The sequence below is a fragment of the Streptomyces sp. NPDC048718 genome (assembly GCF_043198875.1).
GTDB lineage: Bacteria > Actinomycetota > Actinomycetes > Streptomycetales > Streptomycetaceae > Streptomyces.
Genome location: NZ_JBICVG010000007.1, coordinates 99,105 through 114,344 on the forward strand (window position 1 = coordinate 99,105; position 15,240 = coordinate 114,344).

Annotated in this window: 7 protein-coding genes; 6 read left to right on the forward strand and 1 reads right to left on the reverse strand. The window is 73.4% G+C overall.

The genetic code is table 11. The annotated features are described in order from the left end of the window. Positions 1-120: 120 nt before the first annotated feature. From ACGFRB_RS15195 to ACGFRB_RS15215, 5 genes are all read left to right on the forward strand, one after another. Positions 121-2,649 (forward strand): protein kinase, encoded by a 2,529-nt coding sequence (locus ACGFRB_RS15195; RefSeq protein WP_393243241.1) that lies wholly within the window; start codon positions 121-123, stop codon positions 2,647-2,649. Positions 2,650-2,732: 83 nt separating this feature from the next. Further along, positions 2,733-6,269, forward strand: coding sequence for a protein kinase (locus ACGFRB_RS15200; RefSeq protein ID WP_393243243.1), 3,537 nt, complete (start codon positions 2,733-2,735; stop codon positions 6,267-6,269). A 227-nt stretch (positions 6,270-6,496) separates the two neighbouring features. Further along, positions 6,497-8,278 (forward strand): serine/threonine-protein kinase, encoded by a 1,782-nt coding sequence (locus ACGFRB_RS15205; RefSeq protein ID WP_393243245.1) that lies wholly within the window; start codon positions 6,497-6,499, stop codon positions 8,276-8,278. Positions 8,279-8,381: 103 nt separating this feature from the next. Continuing rightward, positions 8,382-10,064 carry a succinic semialdehyde dehydrogenase gene (locus ACGFRB_RS15210; protein ID WP_393243247.1) on the forward strand — a complete coding sequence of 561 codons (1,683 nt, stop codon included), beginning with the start codon at positions 8,382-8,384 and terminating at the stop codon, positions 10,062-10,064. Positions 10,065-10,192: 128 nt separating this feature from the next. Then, on the forward strand, positions 10,193-12,157 hold the full coding sequence (locus ACGFRB_RS15215) for a GMC oxidoreductase (protein WP_393243249.1): 1,965 nt from the start codon (positions 10,193-10,195) through the stop codon (positions 12,155-12,157). A gap of 734 nt (positions 12,158-12,891) precedes the next feature. Here ACGFRB_RS15215 and ACGFRB_RS15220 read toward each other — a convergent pair. After that, a complete protein-coding gene (locus ACGFRB_RS15220; RefSeq protein WP_393243251.1) occupies positions 12,892-13,182 on the reverse strand; it encodes a chorismate mutase in 291 nt (96 codons plus the stop codon). Between the two features lie 359 nt (positions 13,183-13,541). Here ACGFRB_RS15220 and guaA point away from each other — a divergent pair, with 359 nt between their 5' ends. Beyond that, entirely contained in the window at positions 13,542-15,143 is a 1,602-nt protein-coding gene (gene guaA / locus ACGFRB_RS15225) for a glutamine-hydrolyzing GMP synthase (protein WP_363006667.1), read from the forward strand. Positions 15,144-15,240 lie beyond the last annotated feature (97 nt).

Below are 15,240 nucleotides of genomic sequence, written 5' to 3' on the forward strand. Positions count from 1 at the left end.
CGGACCCGGGGGAGCCGGAGGTCCTGGAGTGAGGGACAATGGGCTCTCTTCCAGGGCGGGTTGCCGCATTGCGCGGGAGCTCCGGGGCGCGGGCGAGAAACAGGATCGCAGAGGGGACGCATGTCGGAGGCGGAGCAGTCGCGGAACACGGGGCAGGACCCCCGGCGGGACGCCGCCACGGGCGCCGCCACCGACGGCGAACGGGGCGCGGTCCCCGCACCCCGCGCGGCGGAACGGAACAAGGAAGCGGCCGAGCCGAAGCCCGCGCCGACGGCCGACGCCCCGGGCGCGGAGAAGGCGGCGGGGAAGGCCGCGGACAAGGTGACGGGCGAGGCTGCGGGTCAGGACGCCGGCGCGTCTGGTACCGATGCGGCGTCAGACTCTCGTCGTACGGGTGCGGCTGAGCCGGAGTCGGCTGCCGGAGGCGTCTCCTGGGTCAAGGGTGAAGCCGCAGCGAGCGAGGCGATCGCCGAGGGCGCGGAGGGCACGGAGAGCAAGGCCAAGGTCAAGGGCAAGGCGGAGAGCGCGCCCGAAGCCAAGGTCGAGCCCAAGGCCGAGCCCAAGGTCGAGGTCAAGGCCGAGCCCAAGACCGCGAGCGCTTCCGCGCCCGCGTCCGAGAGGCGGGGCAAGAGCGCCGCCGGAGGGTCGACCGACGGGGCCGCCCCCGCCGCCGGATTCGGCTCCGACTCCTCCGGAACGGACCGTCGCGGCAAGTCCGCTGACGCCACGTCCGCCGAGGGCAGGCTGCTCGCCGGGCGCTACCGCCTCGGCGACGTCCTCGGCCGCGGCGGCATGGGCACCGTGTGGCGCGCCGTCGACGAGACGCTCGGCCGTACCGTCGCCGTCAAGGAACTGCGCTTCCCCACCAGCATCGACGAGGACGAGAAGCGACGCCTCATCACCCGTACCCTCCGCGAGGCCAAGGCCATCGCCCGGGTGCGCAACAACGGCGCCGTCACCGTCTACGACGTCGTCGACGAGGACGACCGTCCATGGATCGTCATGGAGCTCATCGGGGGCAAGTCCCTCGCCGAGGCCATCCGCGAGGACGGCACGCTCACCCCGCACCGCGCCGCCGAGGTCGGACTCGCCATCCTCGACGTGCTGCGCTCCGCGCACCGCGAAGGCATCCTGCACCGCGACGTGAAGCCGTCCAACGTGCTCATCGACGACGACGGCCGGGTCGTCCTCACCGACTTCGGCATCGCCCAGGTCGAGGGCGACCCCTCGATCACCTCCACCGGCATGCTCGTCGGCGCCCCCTCGTACATCTCGCCCGAGCGCGCCCGCGGCCACAAGCCGGGCCCGGCCGCCGACCTCTGGTCGCTCGGCGGACTGATCTACGCGGCCGTCGAGGGCAGCCCGCCCTACGACAAGGGCTCCGCGATCGCCACGCTCACCGCCGTGATGACCGAGCCCGTCGACCCGCCGAAGAACGCGGGCCCGGAGCTGACCAAGGTCATCTACGGGCTGCTCGCCAAGGACCCCGACGAGCGGCTCGACGACGCCAGTGCCCGGGCTCTGCTGCGCGCCGTGCTCGACGCGCCGGAGGCGGCGCCCGAGTCGCCCGCCGAGGCGACCCGGATGATCCCGCTGCCGCAGCTCCCCGAGCGCCCGGCGACCGCCCCGGCCGCGTCCGGCCCCCGGAAGACGGGCCGTGACAAGGCTCCCGGCGAGGCGACGGCCGAGCGGCTGCGCGGCGCCCTGAAGTCGGTGCGGAACGCCGCCGCCACCCCCACGCCTCCCCGGGGGACTCCGGTCGCCCCGGCCGCACGGACCGGCGACCGGCCCGCGGCCGGGCCCGCCAAGGCGTCGCTCACCGACGTCGTCCCGCGCCGCACCCTGGTGATCATCGCCGCGGTCGTGGTCGCCGCACTGCTCGGCACGATCCTGTACGTCGCCCTCGGCGGTGGCGGCGACGGCACCGAACAGGGCAAGGGTGGCGGGGCGGGCACCGCCGGCACCGGCAGCGCCTCGGCCGGAGCCGACGGCCGGAACACGGCCGGCACCACCCCGAGCGCCCCCAAGGAGCAGGGCGGCGGCAAGCCGTCCGCCGACGGCGGCGGCCCGAGCGGCACCCAGCCCTCCTCCGGCACCTCCGGCGACGACACGGGCAAGGGGACGGACAAGGGCGGCGACGACGCGAAGGGCTCCGGTGGCACGGGCGACGGCGGTTCCGCCGCCAAGCTGCCCGACGGGTACCACCAGGTCACCAACGACCGGTTCCACTTCACGATGGCGATGCCCGAGTCCTTCAAGCTCACCGCGATCGCGGGCCGGAACTCCGGCGGCATCTTCAACGCCTCCTCGGGCGCGTTCCCGCGCGTCCAGGTCGACTTCAACGGCAGCCCCAAGGACGACGCGGCCGCCGCCTGGAACGCCGCCCGCGCCGCCGTCGCCGCCACCAGCAACGGCTACCGGCACCTGGGCATCCACACGGTCTCGTACAAGGGCTACCCGACCGTCGCCGACTGGGAGTTCGAGCGCACGCAGGGCGGCCAGCGGATCCGGGTGCTCAACCGGGGCTTCAAGGTCGACGCCGATCACGGCTACTCGATCATGGTCAGCTGCCGGGCCGACGCGTGGGACGAACCGGAGTGCAAGACGCTGCGGGAGACCGCGTTCGCGACGTTCGGCCCCAAGGACTGACGCGCGGACGTATCGTGTCCTGAAAAGCCCCGTCCGGCCGCTGCGGCGGGGCACGGGGCACGGCGGGCGCGTGGGGAGGCGTCGTGGACGACTACGCGGGAAGAGTGCTCGCGGACCGTTACCGTCTGCCGTTGCCGCCGCCCGATCCGGACGGGCCCACCGATCCGTACGCGTACCCTGCCGTCTACGACTTGGTCGAGACACGCGCGTTCGACACCTACAGCGGCCAGGAAGTGCGGATCCGTCAGGTGCCGCTGCCGGAGGTGGTCGACGCCGAGGTCGTCGAGCCGGCCGATGCCGCGGACTTCGGCGATCCGGAGCCGGGCGGCGGCCGCGGCCCGCACACCGGCACCGGCCCGGGCGCCGGGCGGGCCACCCGCAGACCGGCCGACCCGGTCGTGCGCCGCGCCGTCGAGGCGGCCCAGGCCGCCGCCCGCATCCCCGACCACCCGCGCCTCGAACAGGTCTTCGACGTGTTCGCCGAGGCCGGATCGCTTTGGATAGTCAGCGAGTTCGTCGCCGCCGCCCCGCTCGCCGAACTCCTCGCCATGGGCCCGCTCAGCCCCTACCGCGCGGCCGAGATCGGGGCCGATCTCCTCACCGCGCTGCGCACGCTCCACGCCTTCGGCTGGACCCATCGCAATGTCACCGCCCGCACCGTTCTCGTCTGCGAGGACGGCCGGGTGGTCCTGACCGGCCTCGCCGCGGGAGCGGCCGAGGAGGCCCTGTGCGGGTACGCGCCGGTGCCGCCGCCGGACGAGTTCCCGCACGCGGGACCACCCGACGACATCGAGTACGCCGAGTACAACGAGTCCGCCGAATACGCGGAACATGCCGAGTACGTCGACCACGCGGACCATGCCGAGTACGCGGATGAGGCGGATGTCGTCGGCGAGGGACAGACGGGGCCGGGCGAGGACGAGGGTGAGGGCGCCGGGTACGCCGAGGACGCCCTGTACATCGAGCGGGCCGAGCCGGCCGAGCCGGTCGTGTACCTCGAGAAGACCGAGCACGCCGGGTACGGCGAGGACGCCGTCTTCGTCGCGCGCGCCGAGCGGGCCGAGTGGGCCGAGCCGGTCGGATACGCCGAACACGCGGTGTACGCGGACCACATCGAGGTCGGGGGCCTCGCGCCCGCAGGGACCGACGGGTACGCGCTGGAGCCGTACCCGTCCGAAGGCGGCGCCGGCCAGGGCGAGCCCGACGAGCGGCCCGAGCCGGAGGGGCCGCGGGAGCCGGAGGTACCCGGGGCTTCGAGCGGGACCGGGTACGGGCCTTACGGGGGCACGCCGTACGGTGCCGGGCGCGCCGCCGCGCGCCCCGAACCGCCCGCCGAGCGGGTCGCACCGCCGGGCGCGGTGCCGGCCACCGCCGAGGTACGGGCGGTCCGGGCCGGGGCCATCGCCGCCTACCGGGCGGGCGCGCGGGCCGCGGCCCGGATCGGCGAGACCGGCGCGCTCCCGATCCAGCGCCCGGCCACGCCGTCACCGCAGACCCCGCAGTCCCCGGCCCTGCCTCTGCCGCAGGCCCAGGCCCAGGACCCGGGCCCGCCCCCGCCGCCGGCGCCCGCGGGCCCGGCCGGTCCCGCCGGGCCGCAGTGGTGGTCGCGGCCGGCCGATGACGACGGCGACGACGGTGACGACGAGCCGGGCGGCTACGGCGAGGACCGGACGCCTCCGCCGCCCCCGCGCGCTTACCTCGCCGGAAGCTGGAGCGACGGGCCGCACGCCTCCCGCGACAGCGGGCGTTCCGTGCCCGCCGGCGGCGGACCGGGCCCGCTGCCGCCCGCGCTCCCGGCCGGGTACGCGGCGGCGGTCCCGGAGCCCCGGTCCGCGCCCGAGGCCGAGAGCCTGGCGGGCGCGCCCGCCGCCGACCTCTACCGGGGCCCGGTGACCCGGCTCGCCGCCGAGCGGGCCCGCCAGACCCGGATGGCCGTCGTCGGTCCCGTCACCGAGCGCTGGGCCCCCGAGCAGGCCGGCCCCGTGCACGAGCACTGGCGGCTCGCCCCGCCCATCGGCCCCGCGACCGACCTGTGGGCCCTCGGCGCGCTCCTCTACCGGGCCGTTCAGGGCCATGCCCCGTACCCCGAGGACAACGCGGGCGATCTGGTCCAGCTGGTCTGCGCCGAGCCGCCCGCCTTCGCCGAGGAATGCGGTCCGCTGCGGCCCGTCGTGGAGTCGCTGCTGCGTCAGGACCCCACCGAGCGGCCCGACGTCGAGGAGCTGAGCGGCTGGCTGCGCTCCCTCGTGCGCTCGGCGCCGGAGCCCGACGCCGGGACCGGCACCGTGCCGCCGGCTCCTGCCGACGCGACCCGGCTGCCCCTGGTCCGCAAGCGCGGCGAGCTGGTGCGCCGCCGTCGCTGGTGGGCGGGCCGGGGCGGTGGCGGTGGCGGTGGCGGTGCGAAGAATGGGCGGCACCGGCACGCGAAGAGCGGCGCCCCGGACGAGAACGCCTCGTACGAGTCCGCGTTCCATGAGACGGATGCCCACGAGCCGGACTTCCACGAACAGGAGGTCCGCGACTCGGTCCCGCGCGCGACGGACCCGTACGAGACGACCGGCTACGAGACGACCGGCTACGACACCGCCGGGTACGAGCCCGCCGGGCATCCTGGGCACCCTGGGGACCCGGAGGCGTTCCCCGGCCCGTCGACCCCCGACGCCTCTCCGCGAGGCTCGCTGAACGATCTGCTCCACGACGACACGGCATATGACAGACCGTCGTACGGAGAGCGCCCGTACGAAGCGGCATATGACACGTCGTCCGACACCTCGTACGACGACCCGAGGTACGACGACACAAGGTACGACCCGGCCTACGACATGACGCCGGTCGACCCGCACCAGGAGATACCGCGCAACGCCCTGCGCAAGCCCCGCGCCCCCGGGCGGACGACGGACTCGCCGTTCTCGGTCGGCCGGGTGCTGCTGGTCCTGCTCGTCCTGCTGCTCGGCGGGGCGGTCGCGTACGCGGTGGTGTTCATGCCCAAGGCCGGCGCCCCCGACCAGGGCGACCGCGCGGCGAGCAACAGCGCCCCCGCCCCCGCGCCCCCGGCGAAGGACCCGGCCACACCGTCCGCCGGCGGCGGGGCCCCGCCGTCCTCCGCGCCCGCCTCCAAGCCACCGGCCGACACCCCGTCCGCCTCCGGCGGTTCGGACCCGGCGCTCGCCTCCGGCTACACCCTGCGCAAGGACCCCGAGGGCTTCCAGATCGGCGTCCCGAGCGGCTGGCGCCGCAGCCCGATCAACGACGCCGGGCAAGTGCGGTACACCGACGGCGACTTCACCATGATCGTCGTACCCGGCCGGGACTCCGTGAAGGCCGACGGTGACGACCCGCTGCGCTATCAGCGGGACACGGAACGCGAACTCACCCGCTGGCGCGAGTCGTCCTGGTCCGACCAGTACGGACTGCGGCGCGTCGACATCGGCCAGAAGGCCATGGCGGAGGGGACGTTCAGCTGGATCGACAGCACCGGACACGAGGTGGTCGGCCGGAACCTGGCCCTGATCGAGGGCGGTCGCTATCACGTCGTCCAGGTCGTCGGACCCTCCAACGAACGGGACCGGATCTCCGCGGTCTACGACCAGGCGGTGAAGAGCTATCGCGTCACCCGCTGACCGGCGGTGCGCCTCGCGCGAGGCCCCGCCGCAGATGCCGCCGGTGCCATCTGCCGCCGGTGGCCCGTCCGGTGGCCTGTCCGGTGGTGCGCCGACCGACCGCACCACCGGTCGCCCGTGTCTCCTCTCCTTTTCCTGTCACAGAGTTGTCGCTGGTGCCGCCCCGAGGTTCCGCGCTCCGGGCCGTGATCCGTACGCTTGTCCCCGAAGCGAACGGGCGGGGGCAAGTGGAACATTCTGAGAGCACCGGGACCGGTTTTCTGCTGGCCGGGCGCTACCGCTTGGGCGAGGCCATCGGGCGCGGCGGCATGGGCCGGGTCTGGCGCGCGCACGACGAGGTCCTGCACCGGACCGTGGCCGTCAAGGAACTGACGGCGGGTCGGTACGTGACCGAGAGCGACCGCCGGGTGCTGCACACCCGGACCCAGACGGAGGCCCGGGCCGCGGCCCGGATCAGCCACCCGGGTGTGGTCACCGTGCACGACGTGCTCCAGCACGACGACCGCCCGTGGATCGTGATGCAGTACGTGGACGGGCCCTCGCTCGCCGACGCCCTCAAGGAGGGTGGCACGGTCGACGCCCGCGAGGCCGCCCGGATCGGTCTGCACGTCGTCGGCGCCCTGCGCGCGGCGCACACCGCCGGGGTGCTGCACCGGGACGTGAAGCCCGGCAACGTCCTGCTCGCCCGCGACGGACGGGTCCTGCTCACCGACTTCGGCATCGCGCAGGTCGAGGGCGACACTTCGATCACCCGTACCGGTGAACTCGTCGGATCCATCGACTATCTGGCGCCCGAACGGGTGCAGGGCGCCGATCCCGGCCCGGCCTCCGATCTGTGGTCGCTGGGCGCGACGCTGTACACGGCGGTGGAGGGGACCTCGCCCTTCCGCCGGTCCTCGCCGATCAGCACCATGCAGGCCGTGGTGACCGAGGAGCCGCCGTACCCGGAGAAGGCGGGTCCGCTCGCCCCGGTCGTCGTCGCCCTGCTGCGCAAGGACCCGGAGCGACGGCCGGGCGCGGACGAGGTCGAGCGGATGCTGCTCGACGCGATGGAGGGGCGGACGCCGCTCGCCGCGCACGCATACGTGCCGACGCGCCGGATGACGGCGGAGGAGCGGGCCGCCGCGGCCCCGTCCGCGACGACACCGCTGCCGGAGCCGTACGCCGAGCCGTATGCCGAGTCTCGCCCGCGGCCGTACGACGAGTCCCGGCCCGCTGCCGGCGCCGCGGGAGCCCCGGCCTCCACCTCCCCGTCCGTCACCGCGCCCGCCCCGGCCCCCGCCCCGGCCCAGCCCCGAGCCCGCAGCCGCTGGCGCACCGCCGTCCTCGCCGCCGTGGTCGCGGGGCTGCTCGCGGGCGGTGCGGTCTTCGCCACCATGACCCATCTGGCCGGCGTCGGAGCCGACCCCCGTGACGACAAGGCCGACGGCACCACCCACAGCGCGTCCGGGAATCCGGGCACCGGGTCCGGTACGGGTGCGGACCCAGGCGGGGACCAGAGCGCCGACCCGAGCCCGGGGGACGGGCAGACGACCGCCGACGCCCCGGCCGGCTGGCACCGGGTCAAGGACCCCGTGGGCTTCAGCATCCTGGTCCCCGACGGCTGGACCCGGCAGGTCAAGGACGGCCAGATCGACTACACGCCCGACAACGGCCGGCACCACATCCGGGTCAGCGTCGACCCGTCGCCCGACTTCGAGAACCCGTACCTGCATATGCAGGAGGTCGAGGTGAAGCTGCGCGAGCGGCTTCCCGCCTACGAGCGGGTGCGCCTGGAGCGGAATGCCTTCCGCGACGAGTCCGATTCCTGTCTGTGGGAGTTCACCTGGACGGAGCGGACCCACCATCCCGGGCCGCGCCGCGCGATCGACCAGGTGTTCAGCGGCAGCGACGGCACCGAGTACGCGATCTACCTCTCGGCGCCGGAGGAGGACCAGGATCGAATGCGTGAGCGGTTCGAGCGGGTGAAGAAGTCCTGGCGACCCCCGGGGGCTGCCGTAAGCCCCTGATCAGGGCGGATATGCCAGTGATCACTGGCGCGATAAGGGCACCCGGTGAAAACGCGTTACTCACGGGTACCCAAAGCCGCGAATGCGGCTTACGCTCGCCCTCATGAAGGACTCGCAGGCACAGGAACATTCCGGCACCACTCAGGCCGCTCCCTCCGGAACCCAGGCCCGCGAGGCCGCCGCGGGAACCACCGGTGCCAGAGGCACCAACCCCGTGGCGCCCGCGCCCGCCGGTGCCCGTACGGCCGCCGGCGTGGTCACCCCCGAGCTGGTCGCCCGGCTCACCCGCGGGGTCGTCGGCTCCGGCCGTACCGCCAACCACACCCCCTTCACCGGGGCCAAGCTGGCGGACCTGCCCGAGTCCACGCCCGAGGACGTCGCCGAGGCATATGCCCGAGCCCGTGCCGCCCAGGTCGCCTGGGCCGCCACTCCCGTGCGTACGCGCGCGGGGGTGCTGCTGCGCTTCCACGACCTGATCCTGGCCCGCCAGTCCGAGATCCTCGACCTCATCCAGCTGGAGACCGGCAAGGCGCGGCTGCACGCCCACGAGGAGATCCAGGCGGTCACCGTCGCGGCCCGCCACTACGGCCGCAAGGCCCCCGCCTATCTGAGCCCCAAGCGCCACACCGGCGTCGTCCCGACCCTCACCAAGGTGACCGAGCTGCGCCAGCCGCGCGGGGTCGTCGGCCAGATCGCGCCGTGGAACTACCCCCTGGAGCTGTCGGTCGGCGACGCCCTGCCCGCCTTCGTGGCCGGCAACGCCGTCGTCATGAAGCCCGACACCGAGACCGCCCTGACCGCGCTGTGGGCCCGTGACCTGCTGATCGAGGCCGGGCTTCCCGCCGAGGTCTTCCAGGTCGTGCTCGGCGAGGGCCCGGTCGTCGGCCCCGAGGTCGTCCGCCACGCCGACTACGTCTCCTTCACCGGCTCCACCCGTACCGGCCGCGAGGTCGCCCGGGGCGCCGCCGACCGGCTCATCGGCGTCAGCCTCGAACTCGGCGGCAAGAACGCCATGATCGTGCTGCGCGACGCCGACATCGAGAAGGCCGCCGCCGGCGCCGTCCGCGCCTGCTTCTCCTCCGCCGGCCAGCTGTGCATCTCCATCGAGCGGCTGTACGTGCACGAGTCGGTCGCGGACGCCTTCGTCGCCCGGTTCGCCGCCCGCACCAAGGCCATGCGGCTCGGCAGCTCCCTCGCGTACGGCGCCGACATGGGCTGCCTGGTCGGCGACCGGCAGCTGGAGACCGTCACCCGGCACGTCGAGGAAGCCGTCGCCAAGGGCGCCACCCTGGTCGCGGGCGGTGTCGCCCGGCCCGACATCGGCCCGTACTTCTTCGAGCCGACCATCCTCGACGGTGTCGAGGCCCCGATGGCCGTCTGCGCCGAGGAGACCTTCGGCCCGGTCGTCTCGATCTACCGCTTCACCGACGAGGACGAGGTCGTCGAGCTGGCCAACGCCACCCCGTACGGACTGAACTCCTCCGTCTGGACCACCGACTCCCGCCGCGGCCACGCCGTCGCCGCCCGGCTGCGCACCGGCACCGTCAACATCAACGAGGGGTACGCGCCGGCGTACGGCAGCGTCCAATCGCCCATGGGCGGCATGAAGGAGTCCGGCCTCGGCCGCCGCCACGGCTCCGAAGGCATCCTCAAGTACACCGAGGCGCAGACCGTCGCCCAGCAGCGGGTGCTGCCGCTCGGCCCGTCCTTCGGGATGGACGACGCGAAGTACGCCGCCTTCATGAGCACGTCCCTGAGGGTGATGAAGGCGCTCCGGCTGCGCTGACCCCCGGTGGCCCGAGGGCCGGCGGGCCAGTCGGCCGGTGATCGGTCACGGAGCACCGGTCACCGGCCCGTCGCCCGCCGCCCGCCGCCTGTTCCGCTCGTTCCGCCCCCTTCCGTACGAGGAGAGCCATGACCGCGGTACCCCCTGCCCGAAATCAGGACGAGGACGGTTCGTACGACGCCGCGTACGACTACGACGTCGTCGTGGTCGGCTCCGGCTTCGGCGGCTCGGTCACGGCCCTGCGCCTGACCGAGAAGGGCTACCGGGTCGGCGTCCTGGAGGCCGGCCGCCGCTTCGCGCGCTCCGAGCTGCCGAAGAACTCGTGGGACCTGAAGAACTTCCTGTGGGCCCCCACCCTCGGTCTGTACGGCATCCAGCGCATCCATCTGCTCGGCAATGTGATGGTGCTGGCCGGCGCGGGGGTCGGCGGCGGCTCGCTCAACTACGCCAACACCCTCTACGAGCCGCTCGCCCCGTTCTTCGACGACCCGCAGTGGAAGGACATCACCGACTGGCGCGCCGAACTCGCCCCGTACTACGACCAGGCCAAGCGGATGCTGGGCGTCCGGGTCAACCCGACGATGACCCCATCGGACGTCCACCTCAAGGCGGCTGCCCAGGCCATGGGCATCGGCGACACCTTCCACCTGGCGCCGGTCGGCGTCTTCTTCGGTGACGGCAAGGACGCGGTCGAGGAGGGCCGCTCCGGGGAGCCGGGCGAGGGCGAGCCGGGTGCGGGGGCCGGTGGCGGCTCCGGTACGGCGAAGGTGCGGCCGGGCGACGAGGTGGCCGACCCGTTCTTCGGCGGCGCCGGCCCCTCCCGCCGGGCCTGCGTCGAGTGCGGCGAGTGCATGACCGGCTGCCGCCACGGCGCCAAGAACACCCTCAACGAGAACTACCTCCACCTCGCCGAGAAGGCGGGCGCGGTGGTCCACCCGATGACCACCGTCGTGGCCGTCACCGAGGACTCGCGCGGCGGCTACGCGGTCAAGACCCTCCCCACCGACAACCGGAAGAAGGGCGCCGGCCGCACCTTCACCACCCGCCAGGTCGTGATCGCCGCCGGCACGTACGGCACCCAGACCCTGCTGCACCGGATGAAGGACACCGGTCTGCTGCCCCGGATCTCGCACCGCCTCGGCGAGCTGACCCGGACCAACTCCGAGGGCCTGGTCGGCGCCCAGACCACCGACCGGCGCTACGGCAAGCGGCACGGCGGGCAGCGGGCCGACTTCACCCGCGGCGTCGCCATCACCTCCTCCGTTCACCCGAACGAGACCACCCACATCGAGCCGGTGCGCTACGGCAAGGGCTCCAACTCGATGGGCAGTCTCACCGTCCTCCAGGTGCCCTACGGTGCCCACCGGGTCCGCAACTGGCTGCTCAGCCTGGCCCGCCACCCGTCGCTCGCGATCCGCTCCCTTTCCAACCGGAAGTGGTCGGAGCGCACCATCATCGGCCTGGTCATGCAGTCCCTGGACAACTCGCTGACCACCTACCGCAAGCCCGGCGGCCTCGGAAAGGGCCTGCTCACGGCCCGGCAGGGGCACGGCGCGCCCAACCCGACGCAGATCCGTGAGGCGACCCGGGCCGCTTCCCTGCTCGCCGAGGAGATCAACGGTTTCCCCGGGTCCAACATCGGCGAACTCATGGGCACCCCGCTCACCGCGCACTTCCTGGGCGGCTGCCCGATCGGCGTGGACGCGGAGACCGGGGTCATCGACCCGTACCACCGGCTCTACGGCCACCCGGGCATCTCCGTCGTCGACGGCGCGGCGGTCTCCGCCAACCTGGGCGTCAATCCGTCGCTGACCATCACCGCGCAGGCGGAGCGGGCGATGTCGTTCTGGCCCAACAAGGGCGAGGAGGACCCGCGTCCCCGCCAGGGCGAGGCATATGCGCGGCTGGCTCCGGTCGCGCCCAAGTCCGCCGTCGTACCGGCCGGTGCGTTCGGCGCGCTGCGGCTGCCGTTCCTGGGCATCCCGGCCATACCGCCGAAGAAGCCGACAGCCGCGAAGAAGCCGACAGTCGCGAAGAAGGTCACGGAGAAGGCCGCGGAGAAGGCGGCGGAGGCCGTCGAGGCCGCTGACTGAGCCCCGGACCAGGACGGATTCCGGAAACGAAGAAGAGGCGCTGCACCCCCCTCCGAGTGCAGCGCCTCTCCGGTTTTCGGGTGGTGCCGCATAGATGACCGGTGACCTGGGGGATTGGTTGTAGCGTGCTCACGGATTCTTTATGTGACGCGCGTCACGTGCGTGAGAGGTGGGGCGCGCGGGCGCACGGAAGGGCCCCGTACCGCGATTCCGGTCGCGGTACGGGGCCCTTGTGCGAGGCACCGGAGTCATGGCTGCGGCGGTGCCGGGGCGGCGGCGCGAGGGAGGAGGGGGCGCCGCACGGGAAGTGGAGTGGAGGGGTGGGGTGCGGGGTGTGGGGGAAGCGGGACGGCGGTCTCGGGTCGGTCGTTCGCCGGTCGGCTGCCGGCCCCGGGCGTCCCCGGGACCGACCGCCCTTTCTGGGTGACCGGGCTGCTGTCCCCTGCCGTCCGGTCACATGCGCTGGTGCGAGGTCCCACGGCGTACCGAGGTACGCCACACGCCCCAGCGAAGCCACGCGTGGTCTATTCGGGCCCGCCCCTGGCTGGCACGGACACCACGACCAACGAACCGGTGCGGGGTCCGGTCACGCTCCGTACGGGTGAGACGGCGCCCGAACTCGGGTGCGGGACCGCACCCCGGCGCCGCCGGACGGGCCCCGACAGCCGCCACGGGGCAGGGGAGCCCGGGGGAGTCCGGGCCGGGGAGCCACCGCCCTGGTGCGGGCAGCCCGCTCAGATACGGCCCCGGCACAGCTCCAGCATCGTCATCGCGAGCGCCGTGCCCGGCTTGCCGAGGGCCTCCCGGAACCGGCCGAGGACCTCCATCTCGCGGGCCAGGTTCACTCGGCGGCCGCCGGAGGAGATCCGGGCCTCCTGGATGACGGTCGAGACGGCCATCCGTTCCTGGATCAGTCCGATGATCCGGTCGTCGAGCGTGTCGATCCGCTCCCGCGCGTCTCCGATCAGGTGTGCGGCCTCGGTGGTGCGGGCGCCGGTCTGCTCGGTGGGGGTCTGCGTGGTCATGAGGGGCTCCTGGGGTGATGGCCTGGACGGGACGCCAGGGGAGGGGTGGCGCGGGTCCAAGAGCCCCGGGGCGGCGATGCCCGGGAAAAGCAGAGCGCCCCGGGCCTTGTCGGCCCGGGGCGCCTGGGAAGTCGCTTGTCAGTTGCTCAAGCAGCACGACCATGGCAGCCGGTGGGCCGGTTGCCATAGGTAAAGATGAAGGTCGGGAGCTTGCGCATGGCCCCAGTATGAACCCCTCGCGGGGGCGGCGGCCACACCGGGCCCGGATGGTGAGACGGCGCGTGCCGTCGGCGCGCCGGTAGAATCGACAAATAGCCCCCCTATCGGGGGAACCCTCCTCCCGCCGGAAGGCCGCCGCAGTGTCATCAGCGCCCACCGCTGGCGCGCCCGACGTCACCAACCCGGACGTAGTCCTCGTTGTCGACTTCGGCGCCCAGTACGCCCAGCTCATCGCCCGCCGCGTCCGCGAGGCGCGCGTCTACAGCGAGATCGTCCCGTCCACCATGCCGGTGGCCGAGATGCTGGCCAAGAACCCCAAGGCGATCATCCTCTCCGGCGGGCCGTCGTCGGTCTACGCCGAGGGTGCGCCGCGTCTCGACCGTGAGATCTTCGAGGCCGGTGTCCCCGTCTTCGGCATGTGCTACGGCTTCCAGCTGATGGCGACCGCGCTCGGCGGCACCGTCGACAACACCGGCGCCCGTGAGTACGGCCGTACCCCGCTGCACGTCAGCAAGGCCGGCTCGACCCTCTTCGAGGGCACCCCGGTCGAGCAGTCCGTGTGGATGTCGCACGGCGACGCCTGCTCCGCCGCCCCCGAGGGCTTCACCGTCACCGCGTCCACGGACGTCGTGCCGGTCGCCGCCTTCGAGAACGACGAGAAGAAGCTGTACGGCGTCCAGTACCACCCCGAGGTGCTGCACTCCACGCACGGCCAGCAGATCCTCGAGCACTTCCTCTACCGCGGCGCCGGCATCGAGCCCAGCTGGACCACCGGCAACGTCATCGAGGAGCAGGTCGCCGCGATCCGCGCCCAGGTCGGCACCAAGCGCGCCATCTGCGGTCTGTCCGGCGGCGTCGACTCCGCCGTGGCCGCCGCGCTCGTGCAGAAGGCCATCGGCTCGCAGCTCACCTGCGTGTACGTCGACCATGGCCTCATGCGCAAGAACGAGACCGAGCAGGTCGAGAAGGACTTCGTGGCCGCCACCGGCGTCCAGCTGAAGGTCGTCGACGCCCAGGACCGCTTCCTCGCCGCCCTCGCCGGCGTCTCCGACCCGGAGACCAAGCGCAAGATCATCGGGCGTGAGTTCATCCGCGTCTTCGAGCAGGCGCAGGCCGACATCATCGCCGAGGGCGCCGCCGACGGCGAGGAGGTCGCCTTCCTCGTCCAGGGCACCCTGTACCCGGACATCGTCGAGTCCGGCGGCGGTACCGGTACCGCCAACATCAAGTCCCACCACAACGTGGGCGGCCTCCCCGAGGACCTGGAGTTCGAGCTCGTCGAGCCGCTGCGCCAGCTCTTCAAGGACGAGGTCCGTATGGTCGGCCAGGAGCTCGGCCTGCCGGAGGAGATCGTCCAGCGTCAGCCGTTCCCCGGCCCCGGCCTCGGCATCCGCATCGTCGGCGAGGTCACCAAGGAGCGCCTGGACCTGCTGCGCGAGGCCGACGCCATCGCCCGCGAGGAGCTGACGGCCGCCGGTCTCGACCGCGAGATCTGGCAGTGCCCGGTCGTGCTGCTCGCCGACGTCCGCTCCGTCGGCGTCCAGGGCGACGGCCGTACCTACGGCCACCCGATCGTGCTGCGTCCGGTGTCCTCCGAGGACGCCATGACCGCCGACTGGTCGCGCCTGCCGTACGACGTTCTCGCCCGGATCTCGACCCGCATCACCAACGAGGTGAACGACGTCAACCGCGTCGTCCTCGACGTGACCAGCAAGCCGCCGGGCACCATCGAGTGGGAGTGATCTCCCCCGCGCACCAGTGAAGCCGCCGTCCCCTTCCCGGGGGCGGCGGCTTCGCCGTTTCCGGGCGCGGTGCGGTAGGTCGGTCGAGGACGCGGGG